This window comes from Streptomyces sp. NPDC030165, from assembly GCF_055573595.1.
The window spans coordinates 118,791-136,859 of sequence record NZ_JBVIBD010000020.1 but is presented as its reverse complement, the minus strand read 5'-3'; the positions used below and the strand labels follow the sequence as shown (position 1 = coordinate 136,859).

The following is an 18,069-nucleotide window of genomic DNA, read 5'->3' as shown; positions in this document are numbered from 1 at the left end:
CGGTGGCCCGCGGAATGCGACATCGCGGGTTCAGGTGCGTCAGGTAGGGGTGCCCCGTAGATAAAGGCACTGTTAGAGTATGTATCTGAATGGGGGAAGATGGTTTGTTTGAATATGTGTTCCGCTTCGCGCGCGGCGTTTTCTGCGGTTCGGGAACCTTCCTCCCCCGCCAGGAGTTGTAGCGGGTCGAGAAGCGGGGGTGGGTTCTACGCCTGAACGGCCCGGCGATGTCCGAATCAGGCAGACGTCGCCGAAGCACGGGCCTGCCGTACGTCGTTAGGGTGCGTCAGCGCGAGCTTGCGCACGGGGGAATCACAACGCGAGGAGCCTGGAGTGGAACCTGGGCAGGCGCACCTGGATATGCAGACGGTCGTCGAAGTGGAGATCAATTCACTTTCGGTGGCCGGTTCTCCGCGCATATCCGGGGAAGATGCGGAACATGTGGAGATGCTGACGGTGGCACAGGCGCCGCTGCCGCCCATCATCGCGCACCGCGCGACGATGCGGGTCATCGACGGTGTCCACCGATTACGAGCCGCGGAGCGGCGCGGCGACGACAAGATCGCGGTCAGGTTCTTCGACGGGGACGAGGCCGACGCCTTCGTCCTCGCCGTCGAGTCCAACATCACGCACGGCCTTCCGCTGTCCATGGCGGACCGCAAGAACGCGGCCGAACGCATCATCCGTACCCACCCGTTGTGGTCGGACCGGATGATCGCCTCGGTCACCGGAATCGCACCGGGCACCGTCGCGGAGATCCGCCGGCGGGTCTCCGGCGCGGCGGCGGCAGGGCGCGGCAGGATCGGCCAGGACGGCCGCTTCCGGCCGCTCAACGGCGCCGAGGGCCGCCGGCTCGCCGGCAACCTCATCGCCGAGAATCCCGGCCTGTCGCTGCGGCAGATCGCCCGGGCGTCCGGGATCTCGCCGGAGACGGCGCGCGATGTGCGCAACCGGCTGCGCCGGGGCGAGGAGCCGCTCCTGAAGGCGCGGGGCCGGCAGCAGCGGGCACCGCAGGAGCCGGCGCCGGCCGCGTCCGCCGGCGCGGGTGACGGCGGTGAGGTCACGGCACCCACCCGGATGCCCGTACAGGACCGGACGGTGGTCGTACGCCGCCTCAAGGTCGACCCGGCCCTGCGGTTCAGCGAGACCGGACGCACGCTGCTGCGGCTGCTGAGCATTCACACGATCAGCGCGGAGGAGTGGGACGACATCATGGCAAACATTCCCCCGCACTGCAGCGGCATCATCGCCCAGCTGGCCCGGGAATGCGCGGACATCTGGGCGGACTTCGCCCAGCGGGCCGAGCGGAATGTCGCCGAGGCCGTCTGACCGGCGGCCGGACCGTGTCCAAGTGAGGAAAACGACCGGTTGGACGGACTCCGGGCCGTCCAGCCGCACCTGGTGGTAATGCGCGATACGGTCGGTACCGGCGGGCGGCGCGGCTGCGTTCGCCCGCCGGGCCGCCCGGCACCCGGCACCGTGAATTCTCCGGTGCACCGGCGTGCCGTGGTCCGGTGATTCACCTTCACCTTCTCCGCGGTCCGGCGAGAAATCCCTTGGAGCCGCCCCGGGCCCATCGGCCTGGCTGGCGGGGATCGACATGGGTATCGTCGCAACGGCGCACCGCACCAGGGCAGCATTCCGGGTACCCCATCCAGTGGCCCGGATTTCACGAGAACCCGCCGAACTCGACGGAACAGGCACCCTCGGGGTGCCGCCTTTTCCATGCGGTCGACCGCATGGCCAGGAATCCCGACCCAGGAGGTTTCCGCGGATATGTTTGCCGGACAAGGCTCGGGCATCATGCTGGCGACGTACGACGACCCGGGTAATTCCACGGCTTCGCAGCGGCTCCGGCCGGGAACGCTCCGCCGGATTCTCGCCTATGCGAAACCGCATTCCCGCGAGACCGTCCTGCTGTTGCTGCTGACCATCGTGGACTCGCTCATCATCGTGTCCACGCCCCTGCTCCTCAGGGAGATCATCGACGTCGGCATCCTGCAGCGGGACACCAGGGTGCTGACGGTGATCTCGCTCGTCGTCGCGGGGCTCGCCGTCCTCGACGCGGCGCTGCAATTCGCCCAGAGCTACTTCGCGGGCCGGATCAGCCAGGGCGTCAGCTACGACCTGCGGGTGCAGGCGTTCACCCACGTACAGCGCCAGCCGCTGGCCTTCTTCACCCGCACCCAGACCGGGTCCCTGGTCAGCCGGCTCAACACGGACGTGGTGGGCGCGCAGCACGCGCTGGGCACCCTCCTGGGCTCGCTGTCCAGCGTGTTCACGCTGGTCCTGGTCCTGGCCAGCATGTTCTACCTGTCGTGGCTGGTCAGCCTGGTCGCGCTGGTGGTCCTGCCGGTGTTCATGATTCCCGGCGCGCTGGTCGGGCGGCGGCTGACGCGCTACTCCCGCGAACAGATGCAGATGAACGCCGAGATGGGCGCGACCATCGGCGAGCGCTTCAACGTGGCGGGCGCGATGCTCTCCAAGCTCTTCGGCCGTCCGCGCGAGGAGGCGGAGCTGTTCGCCGAGCGCGCGGAGAAGGTGCGCCGGGTCGGCGTCACCTGGATGGTGCTGAGCCGTCTGACGGTCATCATCATGACGCTGCTCGCCGCGGTCGTCACGGCGCTGGTCTACGGCCTCGGTGGCGTCATGGTGGTCGACGGCACCTTCCAGGTCGGCACGCTGGTGGCGCTGGCCGCCCTGCTGGCCCGCCTGTACGGGCCGATCACCCAGCTCTCCAGCGTCCAGGGCGACGCGCACACCGCGATGGTCAGCTTCGACCGGATCTTCGAACTGCTCGACCTGAAGCCGCTGATCACCGAGCGCCCGGACGCCACCGAACTGCCCGCGCCGGACGGCGGAGCGGCCCCCGAGGTCACCTTCGACGGGGTGTCCTTCCGCTATCCGCGGGCCAGTGAGGTCTCCCTGGCGTCCCTGGAGTCGAACGCGCTGCCCGCCGGTGAGCGGGCCCAGGAGTCGTCCGAGGTGCTGCACGACCTCAGTTTCACGGCGCCGTCCGGCAAACTGACCGCGCTGGTGGGCCCGTCCGGGGTGGGCAAGACCACCGCCACGCACCTGGTGTCGCGGCTGTACGACCCGTCGGCGGGCAGCGTCCGCATCGCCGGGCAGGACCTGCGCGACGTCACCCTCGACTCGCTGCGCCGGACCGTCGGTGTGGTGTCCCAGGACGCCCACCTCTTCCACGACACCATCCGCAACAACCTGACGTACGCCCGTCCCGACGCCACCGAGGAGGAGCTGATCGAGGCGTGCCGGGCCGCGCAGATCTGGGACACGATCAGCTCGCTGCCCAGCGGGCTGGACACGGTGGCGGGCGACCGCGGCTACCGTCTCTCGGGCGGCGAGAAACAGCGCCTGGCGCTGGCCCGGCTGCTGCTGAAGGCACCCTCGATCGTCGTCCTCGACGAGGCGACCGCGCACCTGGACTCGGAGTCCGAGGCGGCCGTCCAGCGGGCCCTGAAGACGGCGCTGCACGGCCGTACCTCCATCGTCATCGCGCACCGGCTGTCCACCATCCGCGAGGCCGACCAGATCCTGGCCTTCGACGAGGGCGGCATCCGGGAACGGGGCACGCACGAGGAGCTGCTGGCGGCCGGCGGTCTCTACGCGGAGCTGTACCACACGCAGTTCGCCCGGCAGGCCGCCAACGGCAGCGGTCCCGAGCCGGCCGCACCCGGTCCCGAGGAGGAGCACCGGCCGCAGGAGGCGGCGCAGATGATGCCGGGCGGCATGGTCTTCTTCGACGGGTCAGGACCCGACGAGGGCGAGGGCCCCGGCGGCCCGGGCGGCGTCTGGCACACCACCGGCCGGGGCCCCGGCGGCCGCTGACCGGCGGCCGCCGTACACGGGGAACGACGCGCCACCGCGACGGGCGACCGCCGCGGTGGCGCAGCAGGCAGAAGCGAGCAACGGGTTGTCCGTCGAAGGGGGAGACATGGAAGGCCAGGCACAGTTCACTGCGCCCCTGACCGACTGCCAGGAGGGGACGTGGCTGGCCCAGCGCGCGGAGAACCCGCCCCGGCAGTACGACATCAGGCAGTACGCCGATGTACCGGGCCCGCTCGACACGGGCATCTTCCGGCGGGCGCTGCGGCAGGCCGTCGCCGAGACGGAGGCACTGCGTCTGCGGTTCACGCAGGACGGCGGTGTCCCGGCACAGGTGATCGGGGCGGCCGGGGAGGAGACCGCGCTGCGGCACGTCGACCTCACCGCCGAGGACGCCCCGTGGGAAGCGGCGCAGGCGCTGATGCGCGCGGACGGCCGGCACCCGGCCGACCCCACCGAGGGGGACCTCGGCGCGCACATCCTGTTCAAGCTGGCCCCCGACCGGTACGTCTGGTACCAGCGCCACCACCAGCTGCTTGTCGACCACTTCGGGAGCACCCTGCTGGCCCGCCGCGTCGCCGCCCTGTACAGCGCGATCCTGCGCGGTGAGCCGTACCGCGGTCCCGGGCACGTCCCGCTGCGGGAGCTGTGGGAGCAGGAGTCCGCGTACCGGGAGTCGCCGGACCACGAGGCCGACCGCCGGTACTGGCACGAGCACTTCGCGGACCGCCCGGAGCCGGCCACCGTGCCGGGCCACCGGTCGGCCGCCCGCGACGCCCGCCCCCGCGCGTACGGCCTCCTGTCGGCCGCGGGCCGGGAAGCGCTGCGGACGGCAGCGGACCGTACGGGAGTGAGCAGGGGAGCCCTCGTCGTCGCCGCGGTCGCCACCTTCGTGTGCCGCACGACGGGGGCGGACGAGGCGCTGCTGAGCTTCCCGGTCGACGGCCGTACGGGCCCCGCGGCCCGGCGGACGCCCTGCGCGACGGCCAACGTGCTGCCGCTGCGGCTGCCCGCGTCGCCCGGCGACAGCCTGTCCGGGCTGGCCCGCGTGGCACAGCGGGAGATCGACGGGCTGCTGGCGCACCGGCGGTACCGCGGCGAGCGCCTGCACGCCGAACTCGGACGCCCGGGCGGCCGCCGCGACTTCGGGCCCTCGGTCGCCGTCCCGGCGAGCGGCACGGGCCTGCGGTTCGGCGGGGTCCGGGGTGTGCTCCACGATCTGCCGGGCGGGCCCGTCGCGGCGTTCTCCGTGGTGGTGCGCGAGCTGCCGGACGACGCCGGGACGAGCGTCGTCCTCGAAGCCGACCCCGCGCTGTACGACCAGGAGTGGGCCGGGGCCGGCCACCGGGCCTTCGTCCGGCTCCTGGAACAGGCGGCGGCCGAACCCGAGGCGCGCGTCGGCCGGTTCGGCGTGCTGGGCGCGCCGGAGCACGGACTGGTCGTGGAGGGGTGGAACGCCACCGGCGCCGAGCGGCCGGGCAGCTCGGTGCCGGAGCTGGTCGCCCGCCAGGCGGCGCGACGGCCCGGCGCCGTCGCGGTGTCCGACGGCGAACGCTCGCTGACCTACGCGGAACTGGACGCGGAAGCGGGCCGCCTGGCCGCGTACCTGACGAGCCGGGGCGTGACGCGCGGCAGCCGGGTCGCCGTGCTGATGGAGCGGTCGGCCGGACTGCTGGTGGCACTGCTCGGGGCCTGGAAGGCGGGCGCGGCGTACGTACCGGTGGACGCGGCGTACCCGGCGGAACGGGTGGCGGTCATGCTGGCCGACTCCGCGCCGGCGGCCGTGCTGTGCACCGCGAGCACCCGGGCCGCGGTGCCGCCGGGCGCGTCCGGCGGCCTGGTGGTCCTGGACGACCCGCGGGTACGGGCGGCCGTGGCCGCGTGCCCGGCGCCGGGCACGGCGGTCCGGGTGGGGCCCGAGGACCTGGCGTACGTGATGTACACCTCCGGCTCGACCGGGGTGCCGAAGGGCGTGTCGATGCCGCACGGCAGCGTCGCCGGGCTCGTCGGACAGCGGGACTGGTCCGTGGGCGCGGACGACGCGGTGCTGATGCACGCGCCGCACGCCTTCGACGCCTCGCTGTTCGAGGTGTGGGTGCCGCTGGTCTCCGGAGCGCGGGTCGTGGTGGACGGGCAGGGCGTGGTGGACGGGCCGCGGATCCGTGCGGCCGTGGCGGCGGGGGTCACGGCGGTACATCTGACGGCGGGGTCGTTCCGGGTGGTGGCGGAGGAGTCGCCGGAGTGCTTCGCCGGGCTGCGCGAGGTGCTGACCGGCGGTGACGTGGTACCGCCCGCGGCCGTGGCGCGGGTGCGGCAGGCGTGCCCCGAGGTGGCCGTACGGCATCTGTACGGGCCGACCGAGGCCGCCCTGTGCGCCACCTGGCACCGGCTGCGGCCCGGCGACCCGGTGCCGTCCGTGCTGCCGGTCGGCCGCCCGCTGGACAACCGCCAGGTGTACGTGCTGGACGCGTTCCTCCAGCCCGTACCGCCGGGGGTGACGGGCGAACTGTGCATCGCCGGGACCGGCCTGGCGCGCGGCTACCTCGCCCGCCCCGGGCTGACGGCGGAGCGGTTCACCGCCAGTCCCTTCGTCCCCGGTGAGCGGATGTACCGCACCGGCGACATGGTCCGCTGGACCGACGACGGCGAACTGGTCTTCGTCGGGCGGGCGGATGCGCAGGTCAAGGTGCGGGGGTTCCGTATCGAGCCGGGGGAGATCGAAGCGGCGCTGGCGGCCCACCCGGCGGTCGGCGAGGCGGTGGTGGTGGCCCGCGAGGACCGGCCGGGCGAACGCCGCCTGGTCGCGTACGTCGTGGCACAGACGCCGGAGCCGGCTTCCGGCGGGCCGGCGCCCGACGGCGGACCGCGGGAGGGGAAACCGCCGCGCGACGGGCAGCCGTTCCGCGACGAGCCGTTCCGCGACGAGCCGGGCGGTGAACGGGCCGCGGCGGGCGCGGGCAGCGCCCCGGAAGCCCTGCTCACCGGCGAGTCCGGCGGGAGCGCTGCGGCGGGCCGGGACACCGGCGCGCTGCTCGCCGCGCTGCGCGAGTTCGTCGGCGGCCGGCTGCCGGAGTACATGGTGCCGTCGGCGTTCGTACCGCTGGACGGGCTGCCGCTGACCGTGAACGGCAAGGTGGACCACCAGGCACTGCCCGCCCCCGACTTCACCGGGAGCGGATCGGCGCGGGAGCCGCGCGGACCCGCCGAGGAGGCCCTGTGCGCGCTGTTCGCGCAGGTGCTCGGCCTCGGGCGGGTGGGGCCGGAGGACAGCTTCTTCGAGCTGGGCGGCGACTCGATCATGGCGGTGCAGCTCGCCTCACGGGCCCGCCGCGCCGGGCTGGTGCTGACCACGTCGCAGGTCTTCGACGAGCGGACCCCGGAACGGCTGGCCCGGGTCGCGTCCTGCCCGCCGGACGAACGGCCGGGTACGGACACGGAGACCGGCGAAATCCCCTGGATACCGACGGGCCGCGAGCGGGGCGGCTCCTTCGCGCGCTGGGCGGTGCTGGCGGCCCCGGACGGCCTGCGCACGGACACGCTGACGACCGCTGTCGCCGCCCTCCTGGACACCCACGCCGTGCTGCGCGCACGGACGCCGTCCGATGACGACGGGCCGCGCCTGGTGGTGCCCGGCCGCGGCACGGTGGACGCGGCGGCCCTGGTCACCCGGGAGCCCGTGGCCGCGCCCGACCTCGCTCACGCCGCCGAAAGGGCGGCCCGCGAAGCGGTGGCGCGGCTCGACCCGCCGGCCGGCGCGAACCTCCAGGCGGTGTGGCTCGACGCGGGCACCGCGCAGCGTGGCCGCCTGGTGCTCGCGGTGCACCACGCGGTGGCGGACGCGGCGTCCTGGCGCATCCTGGTGCCGGACTTCGCGGCCGCGTGCGAGGCCGTGGCCGCGGGCCGCACGCCCGCGCTCGGCCCGGTGGGCACCTCGTTCAGGCGCTGGGCGGACCTGCTGGCCGTACAGGCGAAGCAGGAGCACCGGACCGCGGAACCGGACGGCCGGCGCGCCGTACCGGACGGTGACGCCGGGGCCGGAGCCCTCCCGGACGGCTTCGGACCGGCGAGTACGCAGGCGGACGCGGACCCCGCCGGAACGGCGCGCCGCATGGTCTGGACGGTGCCGCCGCAGCAAGCGGCAGTGCTGGTGGACCGGGCGCCCGCCGCGTTCCACTGCACCGCCGACGACGTGCTGCTGACCGCGCTGGCCGCCGCCGTCGCGTACGGGCGCGAGGACGGCCGGGACGGTGCCTGGACGGCTCTCCCGGCAGGTGTCCTGCTGGACATCGAGACGGACGGCCGTCGCCAGGGCCCGAACGAACTCGACCTGTCCCGTACGGTGGGCCGGTTCACCGGGGTGCACGTCGTACGGCTGGATCTGTCCGGCACCGCCCTGAGCGAGGTCCTCGCGGGCGGCCCGGCGGCCGGGACGCTGCTGAAGTCGGTCAAGGAACAGGTACGTTCGGCCCCCGGGGGCGGCTTCGGGCACGGCCTGCCGCGGCACCGCGACCCGGAGACGGGCCCCGCGCCCGCCGCCCTCCCCGCGCCCCGGATCGCGTTCAGCTGCTCGGGGCGCCCGGGCCAGGGCGGCCCGCACCTGTCGGCCGGAGCGGCCGCGACCGGTCGCGGCGGGCCTTCCCCGTACGCCCTGGAAGCCGGCGCGGCCATCGGCGACACCACCGACGGGCCGACCCTGACACTCACACTCACCTGGCAGCACCGGGACGGATACGGACGGACCGACGCCGCCGCGCAGCGGCTCGGCCGCCGGTGGGTGGAGATGCTGGGCGGCCTGGCCGCCCACGCCGCCCGGCCGGGAGCGGGCGGCCACACCCCCTCCGACTTCCCGCTGCTCGCCCTCACCCAGGACGGCGTCGCGGAACTAGAGGCCGCCGTGCCGCGGCCGGCGGACATCTGGCCGCTGTCGTCCCTCCAGGAAGGGCTGCTGTTCCAGTCCTCCTTCGAGGAGGAGGGCCCGGACGTCTACGAGACCCAGTGGATGCTGGAGCTGACCGGGCCGCTGGACGCCTCCCGCCTGCGCGCCTCGTGGGAGGCGCTGCTGGCCCGGCACGCCGCGCTCCGCGCGAGCTTCCACCGGCGCGCGTCGGGCGAGGCCGTCCAGGTCGTGGCCCGTGACGTGCGTCTGCCCTGGCGGGAGATCGACCTGTCCGGCCTGTCGGAGGCCGACGCCCTGTCCGGCATCGAGGAACTGGCCACCCGGGAGCAGGAGCGCCGGTTCGACACGGCGGCGGCGCCGCTGCTGCGGCTGCTGCTGATCCGGCTCGGGGCGGACCGGCACCGGCTCGTCGTCATCAGCCACCACATCCTGATGGACGGCTGGTCCATGCCGGTCCTGCTGTCCGAGCTGGCCGAGGTCTACGCGGCGGGCGGCGGCACCTCGGCCCTCGCCCCGGCCCCGTCCTACGGCGACTACCTCGCCTGGCGCGCCCGCCAGGACCAGGACGCCGCACGGGACGCCTGGGCCGCCGAGTTCACCGGCACCGACGAGCCGACGCTCGTCGCCCCGGGCGCGGCGGACCGTGGCCCGGTGGACGCCGGCCACGTCGTCACCGACATCCCCGAGGAGACCACCCGGGGCCTGACGGAGCTGGCGCGCCGCCATGGCCTGACGGTCAACACGCTGCTGCAAGGCGCCTGGGCCCTGGTGCTGGCCCGCCTGGCAGGCCGTACGGACGTGGTGTTCGGCGCCACCGTCGCGGGCCGCCCGCCGGAGCTGCCCGGCATGGAGTCCATGGTCGGCCTGCTCATCAACACCGTGCCGGTACGGGTACGTCTCGACGCCGCGCAGCCGGTGCTCGGGCTGCTGCGCGACCTCCAGGAGCGCCAGTCCGCACTGGTGGCCCACCAGCACCTGGGCCTGCCGGAGATCCAGCGCCTGGCCGGTCCCGGCGCCGTCTTCGACACGCTCGTCGTGCACGAGAACTACCCGCGCGCGGTCGCCGCGCCCGGCTCCCCGGACGCGCTCACCTTCGCCGTCCTGGGCACCCGCGAGGCCACGCACTACCCGCTGACCCTGGGCGTCATCCCGGGCGAGCGGCTCCGGGTGCATGTGGCCCACCGCCGCGGCCAGGTCGCGGCGGACCTCGCCGACAAGCTGGTCGGGCGGCTGGTGCGGGTCTTCGGACAGCTGATGGACGACTGCTCGGTGCCGGTGGGGCGGGTCGGCGTCCTGGACCGGGACGAACACGCGCTGGTCGTCGCGGACTTCAACCGTACGGACGCGCCGGTGACCGCCGCGACGATGCCCGACCTGTTCCGCGCCCAGGCCGGGCGGACACCGGGCGCCGTCGCGGTGCAGGACGGCCGGCGGGCGCTGACCTACGCCGAGCTGGAGCACGAGGCCGGGCAGCTGGCCCGGCACCTGGCCGGGCACGGCGTGGGGCCGGAGTGCCGGGTGGCGGTCGTCGTCGAGCGGTCGGTGGAGATGATCACCGCCGTGCTGGCGGTGGCGATGGCGGGCGGGGTGTACGTACCGGTGGACCCCGCATACCCGGCCGAGCGCGTCGCGTTCGTCCTGCGGGACGCCGAACCGGCGGTCGTGGTGTGCACGACGGGCACCCGGGCCGCGGTCCCGGCCGCCGCGTACGGCAGCACGGTCGTCCTGGACGACCCCACGGTGGCCGCGGCGGTGGCCCGTCTCGCGGGCGGCTCGCTGTCCGACACCGAGCGGTCGGCGCCGCTGCACGTGGACCACGCGGCGTACGTCATCTACACCTCCGGTTCGACCGGCGTGCCCAAGGGCGTCCTGGTCCCGCACCGGGGGCTGGCCAACCTCGTCGCGGACCGCGTCGAGCGCTACCGCATCGGCGCGGACAGCCGTGTCGTCCAGCGCGTCTCGCCCAGCTTCGACGTGTCCATGGGGGACATCTGGCCGGTGCTGTGCGCGGGCGGACGGCTCGTCCTGGCCCCGGCCGGGCAGGAGTCCTTCGGCGAGGACCTGGCCGACCTGCTGCGCGAGAAGAAGGCGACCCACGTGGTGCTGCCCGCAGCCTTCCTGCCCCAGCTGCCGTCCGACGGCCTGTCGCGGCTGCGGGTCCTGGTCACCGGCGGCGAGCCGATGACCGACGAGGTACGCCGCCGATGGTCGGCCGGGCGGGAGCTGTTCAACGAGTACGGCGTCACCGAGGCGACGGTCACCTCCACCGTGACCGCGCCGCTGGACGGCGACGGCGACAGCGCCCCCGGGATCGGCCGCCCGGTCACCAACTCCCGGGCGTACGTCCTGGACGCCTTCCTCCAGCCGGTGCCGCCGGGCGTGCTCGGCGAGCTGTACGTGGCCGGGGTCAACCTGGCGCGCGGCTACCTGGGGCGCGCGGAGCTGAGCGCGGCACGGTTCGTGGCGAACCCGTTCGCGCCGGGCGAGCGGATGTACCGCACCGGGGACCTGGTGCGGTGGACCGCCGACGGCGACCTGGTCTTCGCGGGCCGGGCGGACGCCCAGGTCAAGGTGCGCGGTTTCCGCGTCGAACTCGGCGAGGTGGAGGCCGCGCTGGCCGCGCACCCCGCGGTGGCGGACGCGGTCGCCGTGGTCCGCGAGGACCGCCCCGGCGAACGCCGGCTGGTCGGTTACGCGGTACCCGCCGGACCGGGACTGGACGAACGGTCCGTACGCGGTCACGTCGCCGCGACCCTGCCGGACTACATGGTCCCCGCGGCCGTGGTGGCCCTGGCCGAGCTGCCGAGGACACCGAACGGCAAGCTGGACCGCGCGGCGCTGCCCGCGCCCGACTTCGCCGGGCACGCCACCGGGCGGCAGCCGCGCACCCCGGCCGAGGCGGTGCTGTGCGCGCTCTTCGCCGAACTGCTGGGTGTGGAGCGGGCCGGCGCCGAGGACAGCTTCTTCGAACTGGGCGGCGACTCGATCATGTCGCTCCAGCTGGTGGCGCGGGCACGCCGGGCCGGGCTGGTCCTGTCCTCCCGTCAGGTCTTCGACGAACAGACCCCGGAGCGCCTGGCCGAGGTGGCGGAGCCGGCCACGTCCGCGCCCCGCGCGGACACCGCGGGCGCGGGGACCGGCGAGGTGCCGTGGACGCCGGTGATGCGGCTGCTCGGCGAGCGGATCACCGGCGGCCGGTTCGCGCAGTGGATGACCGTGGGCGCACCGGCCGGACTCGGCCGGGACGTCCTGGCCGCCGGGCTGGCCGCCGTCCTGGACACCCACGCCATGCTGCGGGCCCGGGTGGTGCCGCGCCTCGGCGGGCCGGTGCTGGCCGTCGGCGGCCGGGGCTCGGTGGACGCCGACGCGCTGGTCACCCGGGTCGACGCGGCCCGGGTGCCGGACAACGGCCTCGACGGCCTCGCGGAACGGGCCGCCCGGGAAGCGGCCGGACGGCTCGACCCGGCCGCGGGCGTCCTCGTCCAGGCCGTCTGGCTGGACGCGGGACCGCACCGGACCGGCCGGCTGGCCCTGGTCGTGCACCACCTCGCGGTCGACGGTGTGTCCTGGCGCATCCTGCTCCCGGACCTGCGGGCCGCCTGCGAAGCGGTCGCGTCCGGACACTCACCGGAACCCGAGCCGGTCGGCACGGCCTTCCGGCAGTGGGCCGGTCTGCTGGCCGACCAGGCGACGCAGCCGTGGCGGGTGGCGGAACTGCCGCACTGGACCGCCGTACTCGACGGACCCGAGCCGGTGCTCGGCACCCGCGCCCTCGACCCGGGCACGGACACGCAGGCGACCGTGCGCCACCGCGAGTGGCACATGTCCCGGGAGCAGGCGGCGGTCCTGGCGAGCCGGACACCAGCGGTCTTCCACTGCGGCGTGCACGAGGTGCTGCTCGCGGCGCTGGCCGGAGCGGTCGCCGGCACACGGCCGGAGGCGGACTCGGCGGCCGGGGTCCTCGTGGACATCGAGGGGCACGGGCGGGAGCCGGTCGCCGGCGCCGACCTGTCCCGTACGGTGGGCTGGTTCACCAGCGTGCACCCCGTACGGCTCGACCTGTCCGGCGTGGACCTGGACCAGGTCGTGGCGGGCGGGCCCGCGGCCGGAGCGCTGCTCAAGGCGGTCAAGGAACAGACGCGCGCGGTGCCCGGCGACGGCCTCGGCCACGGACTGCTGCGCCACCTGAACCCCGAGACCGCCCCCGTACTGGCCGCCCTCCCGGCCCCGCAGATCGGCTTCAACTACCTCGGCCGGTTCCCCGCGGGCGCCCCCGAGGGCACCGCAGGGCCCTGGGAAGCGGCGGGCGGCACCGCGCTGGGCGGCTCCGACGACCCGGACATGCCCGCACCGCACGCCCTGGAGGCAGGCGCGGTCATCCGCGACACCCCCGAAGGGCCCGAACTGACGCTCACGCTCGGCGGGCCGGCCGGCGTCCTCGACGATGCGGCCGTCGCCCGTCTGGGCCGCCGCTGGCAGGACCTGCTCGGCGGCCTGGCCGCCCACACGGCCGCGCCCGAGGCGGGCGGCCACACGCCCTCCGACTTCCCGCTCCTGGACCTCGGCCAGGACGAGGTCGAGGAGTTCGAAGCGATCGCGGCACGGCTCGAAGGGGGACTGTCGCTGTGAAGACCTCACCACCCGCCACGGGACCGGCACCCGGCAAGGGCTCGGCGCTGGCCGAGGTGTGGCCGCTGTCCCCGTTGCAGGAAGGGATGCTCTTCCACGCCGGGTTCGGCGGCGAAGGGCCGGACGTCTACGTCATCCAGCGCACCTTGACGATCGACGGCCCGCTGGACGCGGCCCGCTGGCGCGCGTCCTGGCAGGCGCTGCTCGGCCGGCACGCGGCGCTGCGCGCCAGCTTCCACCGCCGCAAGTCGGGCGAGGCGGTCCAGCTGGTCTCCCGGGAGGCGGCCCTGCCCTGGCGTGAGGCCGACCTGTCCGGTCTGCCCGAGGCCGACGCGCTCGCCGAAGTCGGCCGGCTGGCCGCCGGCGCGTGCGCGGAGCGCTTCGACCTCGGGGTGGCGCCGCTGCTGCGGGTACTGCTCGTCCGCCTCGGCGCGGACCGGCACTGCATGGTACTGACGGCCCATCACATCCTGCTCGACGGCTGGTCGATGCCGATCCTCTTCGACGAGGCGACCACGGTCTACGCGGCGGGCGGCGACGCCACGGTGCTGCGGCGCGCCGCCTCGTACCGCGACCACCTCGCGTGGCTGGGCCGGCAGGACAAGGAGGCCGCACGGGCCGCGTGGCGCGCCGAACTGGCCGGGGACGGCGAGCCGACACTCGTCGCCCCCCCCGACCCGGCCCGTACCCCGGTGCTGCCCGACCGGACCAAGGCCGACCTGCCCGCGTCCCTGACCCGGGCCCTGACCGGCCTGGCCCGGCGGCACGGCCTGACCGTCAACACCGTCGTCCAGGGCGCCTGGGCGATGCTCCTGGCCCGGCTGTCCGGACGCGACGACGTGGTCTACGGCACGACCGTGGCCGGCCGCCCGCCGGAACTCCCCGGCGTCGAGTCGATGGTCGGCCTCTTCATCAACACGGTGCCGGTGCGCGTACGCCTCGACGCGGGGCAGCCCGTGGTGGAGATGCTCAAGGACGTACAGGCCCGCCAGTCCGCGCTGCTGCCGCACCAGCACCTGGGCCTCGCCGACATCCAGAAGCACGCCGGCCCGGAAGCGGGCTTCGACACGCTGGTGGTGTACGAGAACTACCCCCGCCCGGCCGCCGAATCGGCCGCGCCCGGCACGCTCTCCTTCACCACACTGGGCCTGCGCCAGGCCACCCACTACCCGCTGACCCTCGGCATCCTCCCCGGCGACCGGCTGGAGGTGGAGGTCTCCTACCGGCCCGACCTGGTCGCCGCCGGGCCGGCCCGTGCGCTGACCGGGCGGCTGGTGCGGGTGCTGGAGCAGATGGTGGCGGACCCGGCGGTTCCGGTGGGGCGCGTCGGTGTCCTGGACGCGGCGGAGCGGCGCCGGGCCGTGGCGGAGTGGAACGCCACGGCGGCGGAGCCGGTGGCCGCCACGGTGCCGGAGCTGTTCGCGGCGCGGGTGGCGTCCGCGCCGGACGCCGTGGCCGTGACGGACGGGTGTCAAAGTGCTCAATATGGCGAGTTGGACACGGGTTCGGATCGTCTCGCTGCGTACTTGAGCGGTCTGGGGGTGCGGCGTGGTGACCGGGTCGCGGTGGTGACGGAACGGTCCGCCGATCTGGTCACGTCGCTGCTGGCGGTGTGGAAGGCGGGAGCCGCGTACGTGCCGGTGGACGCCGGATATCCGCCGGAGCGGGTGGCGTTCCTGCTGGCGGACTCGGGACCGTCGGCCGTGCTCTGCACCGAGGCGACGCGGGCGGCGGTTCCGGCGGACGTGGCCGGGCAGGTGGTCGTGCTGGACGACCCGAAGGTACGGGCGGCGGTGGCGGAGGCCCCGGCCAAGGCGCCTCGACCCCGCCCGGGCGCCGATGACCTGGCGTACGTGATGTACACCTCCGGCTCCACCGGTGTGCCGAAGGGGGTGGGCGTGCCGCACGGCAGCGTGGCGGCGCTGGCCGGGGACCGCGGCTGGTCGCTCGGCCCCGACGACGCGGTCCTCCTGCACGCCCCGCACGCCTTCGACGCGTCCCTGTTCGAGATCTGGGTGCCACTCGTGTCCGGCGCCCGGGTCGTCGTGGCCGCGGCCGGTGTGGTGGACGCGCAGCGGGTGCGGGAGGCGGTGGCGGCGGGCGTCACGGCGGTGCATCTGACCGCCGGTTCCTTCCGGGTGGCCGCGCAGGAGGACCCGGAGTGCTTCGCGGGGCTGCGTGAGGTGCTGACCGGCGGCGATGTGGTCCCGGCCGGGTCCGTCGCCCGTGTACGCGAGGCGTGCCCCGAGGTGTCCGTACGGCATCTGTACGGGCCGACCGAGACCACGCTGTGCGCCACTTGGCACCGGCTCCGGCCGGGCGGGCCCGCCCCGGACGTGCTGCCGATCGGCCGCCCGCTGGCCAACCGGCAGGCGTACGTGCTCGACGCATTCCTCCAGCCCGTGCCGCCGGGCGTGGACGGTGAGCTGTACCTGGCCGGCGCGGGCCTGGCGCGCGGCTACCTCGACCGTGCCGGTGCGACGGCCGAGCGGTTCGTCGCCTGCCCGTTCCCGCCCGGCATGGGGGTCCCCCCGGCCGAAGGCCGGGGGAGGATGTACCGTACGGGCGACCGCGCGCGCTGGACGCACGACGGCGAACTGGTCTTCGCCGGGCGCGCCGACGCGCAGGTCAAGGTCCGCGGCTACCGGATCGAACCGGGCGAGGTGGAGGCCGCGCTCGCCGCTGCGCCGGGAGTCGCCCAGTCCGCCGTCGTCGCCCGCGAGGACCGTCCCGGCGAACGGCGGCTGGTCGGCTACGTCGTGGCGGACGTGGCGGGTGCTCCGGCGCCGGACGGCCAGGCCCTGCGCGAGCACCTTGCCCGCACCCTGCCGGACCACATGGTGCCCGCCGCCGTCCTCGTCCTGGACGCCCTGCCGGTCACAGCCAACGGCAAGGTGGACCGCAAGGCCCTGCCCGCCCCCGAATTCGCCGGGAAGACGGCCGGACGCGCACCGCGCACGGCGGCGGAGGACATCCTGTGCGGCCTCTTCGCCGAGCTGCTGGGCCTCGAACGGGTCGGCGCGGAGGACGGCTTCTTCGCACTGGGCGGCGACTCGATCATGTCGATGCAGCTCGCCACCCGGGCCCGCCGCGAAGGGGTGCTGTTCAGCGCCCAGGACGTGTTCGAGCAGGAGACGCCGGGCGGGCTGGCCGCCGTCGCCCGGCTCGCCGACGAGGTCCGCGCGGCCCCGGACGCGGGCGTGGGCGAGGTGGCCTGGACGCCGGCCATGGCGGCGCTCGGGGAGTACGCGCTGAGCGGCGACTTCGCGCAGTGGATGGTCGTCACGACCCCCGCGGGCCTGCGGCCGGACGTGCTCACCGGCGGGCTGGCCGCCGTACTGGACACACACGACATGCTGCGGGCCCGCGTGGTGCACGGCGAGGGCGGACCGCGCCTGGTGGTGCCGGGACGCGGCACGGTCGACGCGGCCGCGCTGCTCACCCGTATCGACGCGGCGGACGCACCGGCCGGGGACCTGGACGACATCGCCGACCGCGCGGCCCGGGCGGCGACCGGGCGGCTGGACACCGCGGCGGGCGTACTGCTGCGGGCCGTGTGGCTGGACGCCGGGCCCACCGAGCCCGGCCGGCTGGCACTGGTGGTGCACCACTTGGTGACGGACGGTGTGTCCTGGCGCATCCTGCTCCCGGACCTGCGGGCCGCCTGCGAAGCGGTGGCGGACGGGCGGGCCCCGGAACTCGACCCCGTCGCGACCTCCTTCCGGCAGTGGGCGGGCGCCCTGGCCGCACAGGCCACCGAAGAGCGCCGGACCGCCGAACTGCCCGCGTGGACCGCCCTGTTCGACGGCATCGCGCCGCCGCTGGGCGGGCGGGCACTCGACCCGGCCGAAGACACTCTGGCCGCGATGGTGCGGCACACCTGGACGATGGCGGGGGCGACGGCGGCCACGCTCGTCGGCAAAGCCCCCGGAGTCTTCCACTGCGGCGTGCACGAAGTGCTCCTCGCGACGCTGGCGGGCGCGGTGGCCCACGACCGGCCGGAGGCCGCGCTCGTCGTGGACATCGAGGGGCACGGGCGCGAACCGGTCGACGGGGCGGACCTGTCCCGGACGGTGGGCTGGTTCACCAGCGTCCACCCGGTACGCCTGGACGTGTCGGGCATCGGCCTGGACGAGGCGCCGCAGGGCGGCCCGGCCGCCGGCGAGCTGCTCAAACGCGTCAAGGAGCAGGCGCGGGCAGTGCCGGGCGACGGCCTCGGCCACGGCCTGCTGCGCCACCTGAACCCGTACACCGGACCGGAATTGGACACCCTGCCGGGCGCCCACATCGGGTTCAATTACCTGGGCAGGTTCGCGGGTGCGGGCCGGGCCGGAGCGCCGGGGGACGCCTGGCAGCCGGCCGGCACCTCGGTGGTCGGCAGTGCGGCCGACCCCCGCACGCCCGCCCCGCACGCCCTGGAAGCGGGGGCGTACGTCCAGGACACCCCGGACGGGCCGGAACTGACCCTCATGCTCGGCGGGCCCGCCGGACTGTGGCCGGACGAGGCCGCCGAGCGGCTGGGCCGGCGCTGGCTGGACCTGCTGGAGGGCCTGGCGGCGCACACCGGCGACCCGGCCGCCGGCGGGCACACCGCCTCCGACTTCCCCCTGCTGGACCTCGGCCAGGACGAGGTCGAGGAGTTCGAAGCCGGTTTCGCGGACGGCGCCCCGTAGCCCGCGAGCCGCCGGCCGCACCTC

General features: G+C 75.1%; 4 protein-coding genes. All 4 read left to right on the top strand.

What is annotated here, in order from left to right:
- Nucleotides 1-333 precede the first annotated feature (333 nt).
- The 4 genes from ACZ4Z1_RS31570 to ACZ4Z1_RS31555 all read left to right on the top strand — a co-directional run bounded on the left by ACZ4Z1_RS31570 (nt 334) and on the right by ACZ4Z1_RS31555 (nt 18,045).
- Complete coding sequence (locus ACZ4Z1_RS31570; RefSeq protein WP_468490071.1) at nt 334-1,329, top strand: ParB/RepB/Spo0J family partition protein; 996 nt, start codon at nt 334-336, stop codon at nt 1,327-1,329.
- Between the two features lie 447 nt (nt 1,330-1,776).
- Nucleotides 1,777-3,849, top strand: a complete 2,073-nt coding sequence (locus tag ACZ4Z1_RS31565; protein WP_468490070.1) for an ABC transporter ATP-binding protein — start codon at nt 1,777-1,779, stop codon at nt 3,847-3,849.
- A gap of 106 nt (nt 3,850-3,955) precedes the next feature.
- Nucleotides 3,956-13,372 (top strand): amino acid adenylation domain-containing protein, encoded by a 9,417-nt coding sequence (locus tag ACZ4Z1_RS31560; protein WP_468490069.1) that lies wholly within the window; start codon nt 3,956-3,958, stop codon nt 13,370-13,372.
- Entirely contained in the window at nt 13,369-18,045 is a 4,677-nt protein-coding gene (locus ACZ4Z1_RS31555; RefSeq protein ID WP_468490068.1) for an amino acid adenylation domain-containing protein, read from the top strand. Before ACZ4Z1_RS31560 ends, ACZ4Z1_RS31555 begins: the two co-directional genes overlap by 4 nt.
- Nucleotides 18,046-18,069 lie beyond the last annotated feature (24 nt).

Bases quoted from the DNA above. Each gene is read 5' to 3' on its own strand.
- ACZ4Z1_RS31565 (WP_468490070.1), top strand. From the start codon at position 1,777: ATGTTTGCCGGACAAGGCTCGGGCATCATGCTGGCGACGTACGACGAC.
- ACZ4Z1_RS31560 (WP_468490069.1), top strand. From the start codon at position 3,956: ATGGAAGGCCAGGCACAGTTCACTGCGCCCCTGACCGACTGCCAGGAG.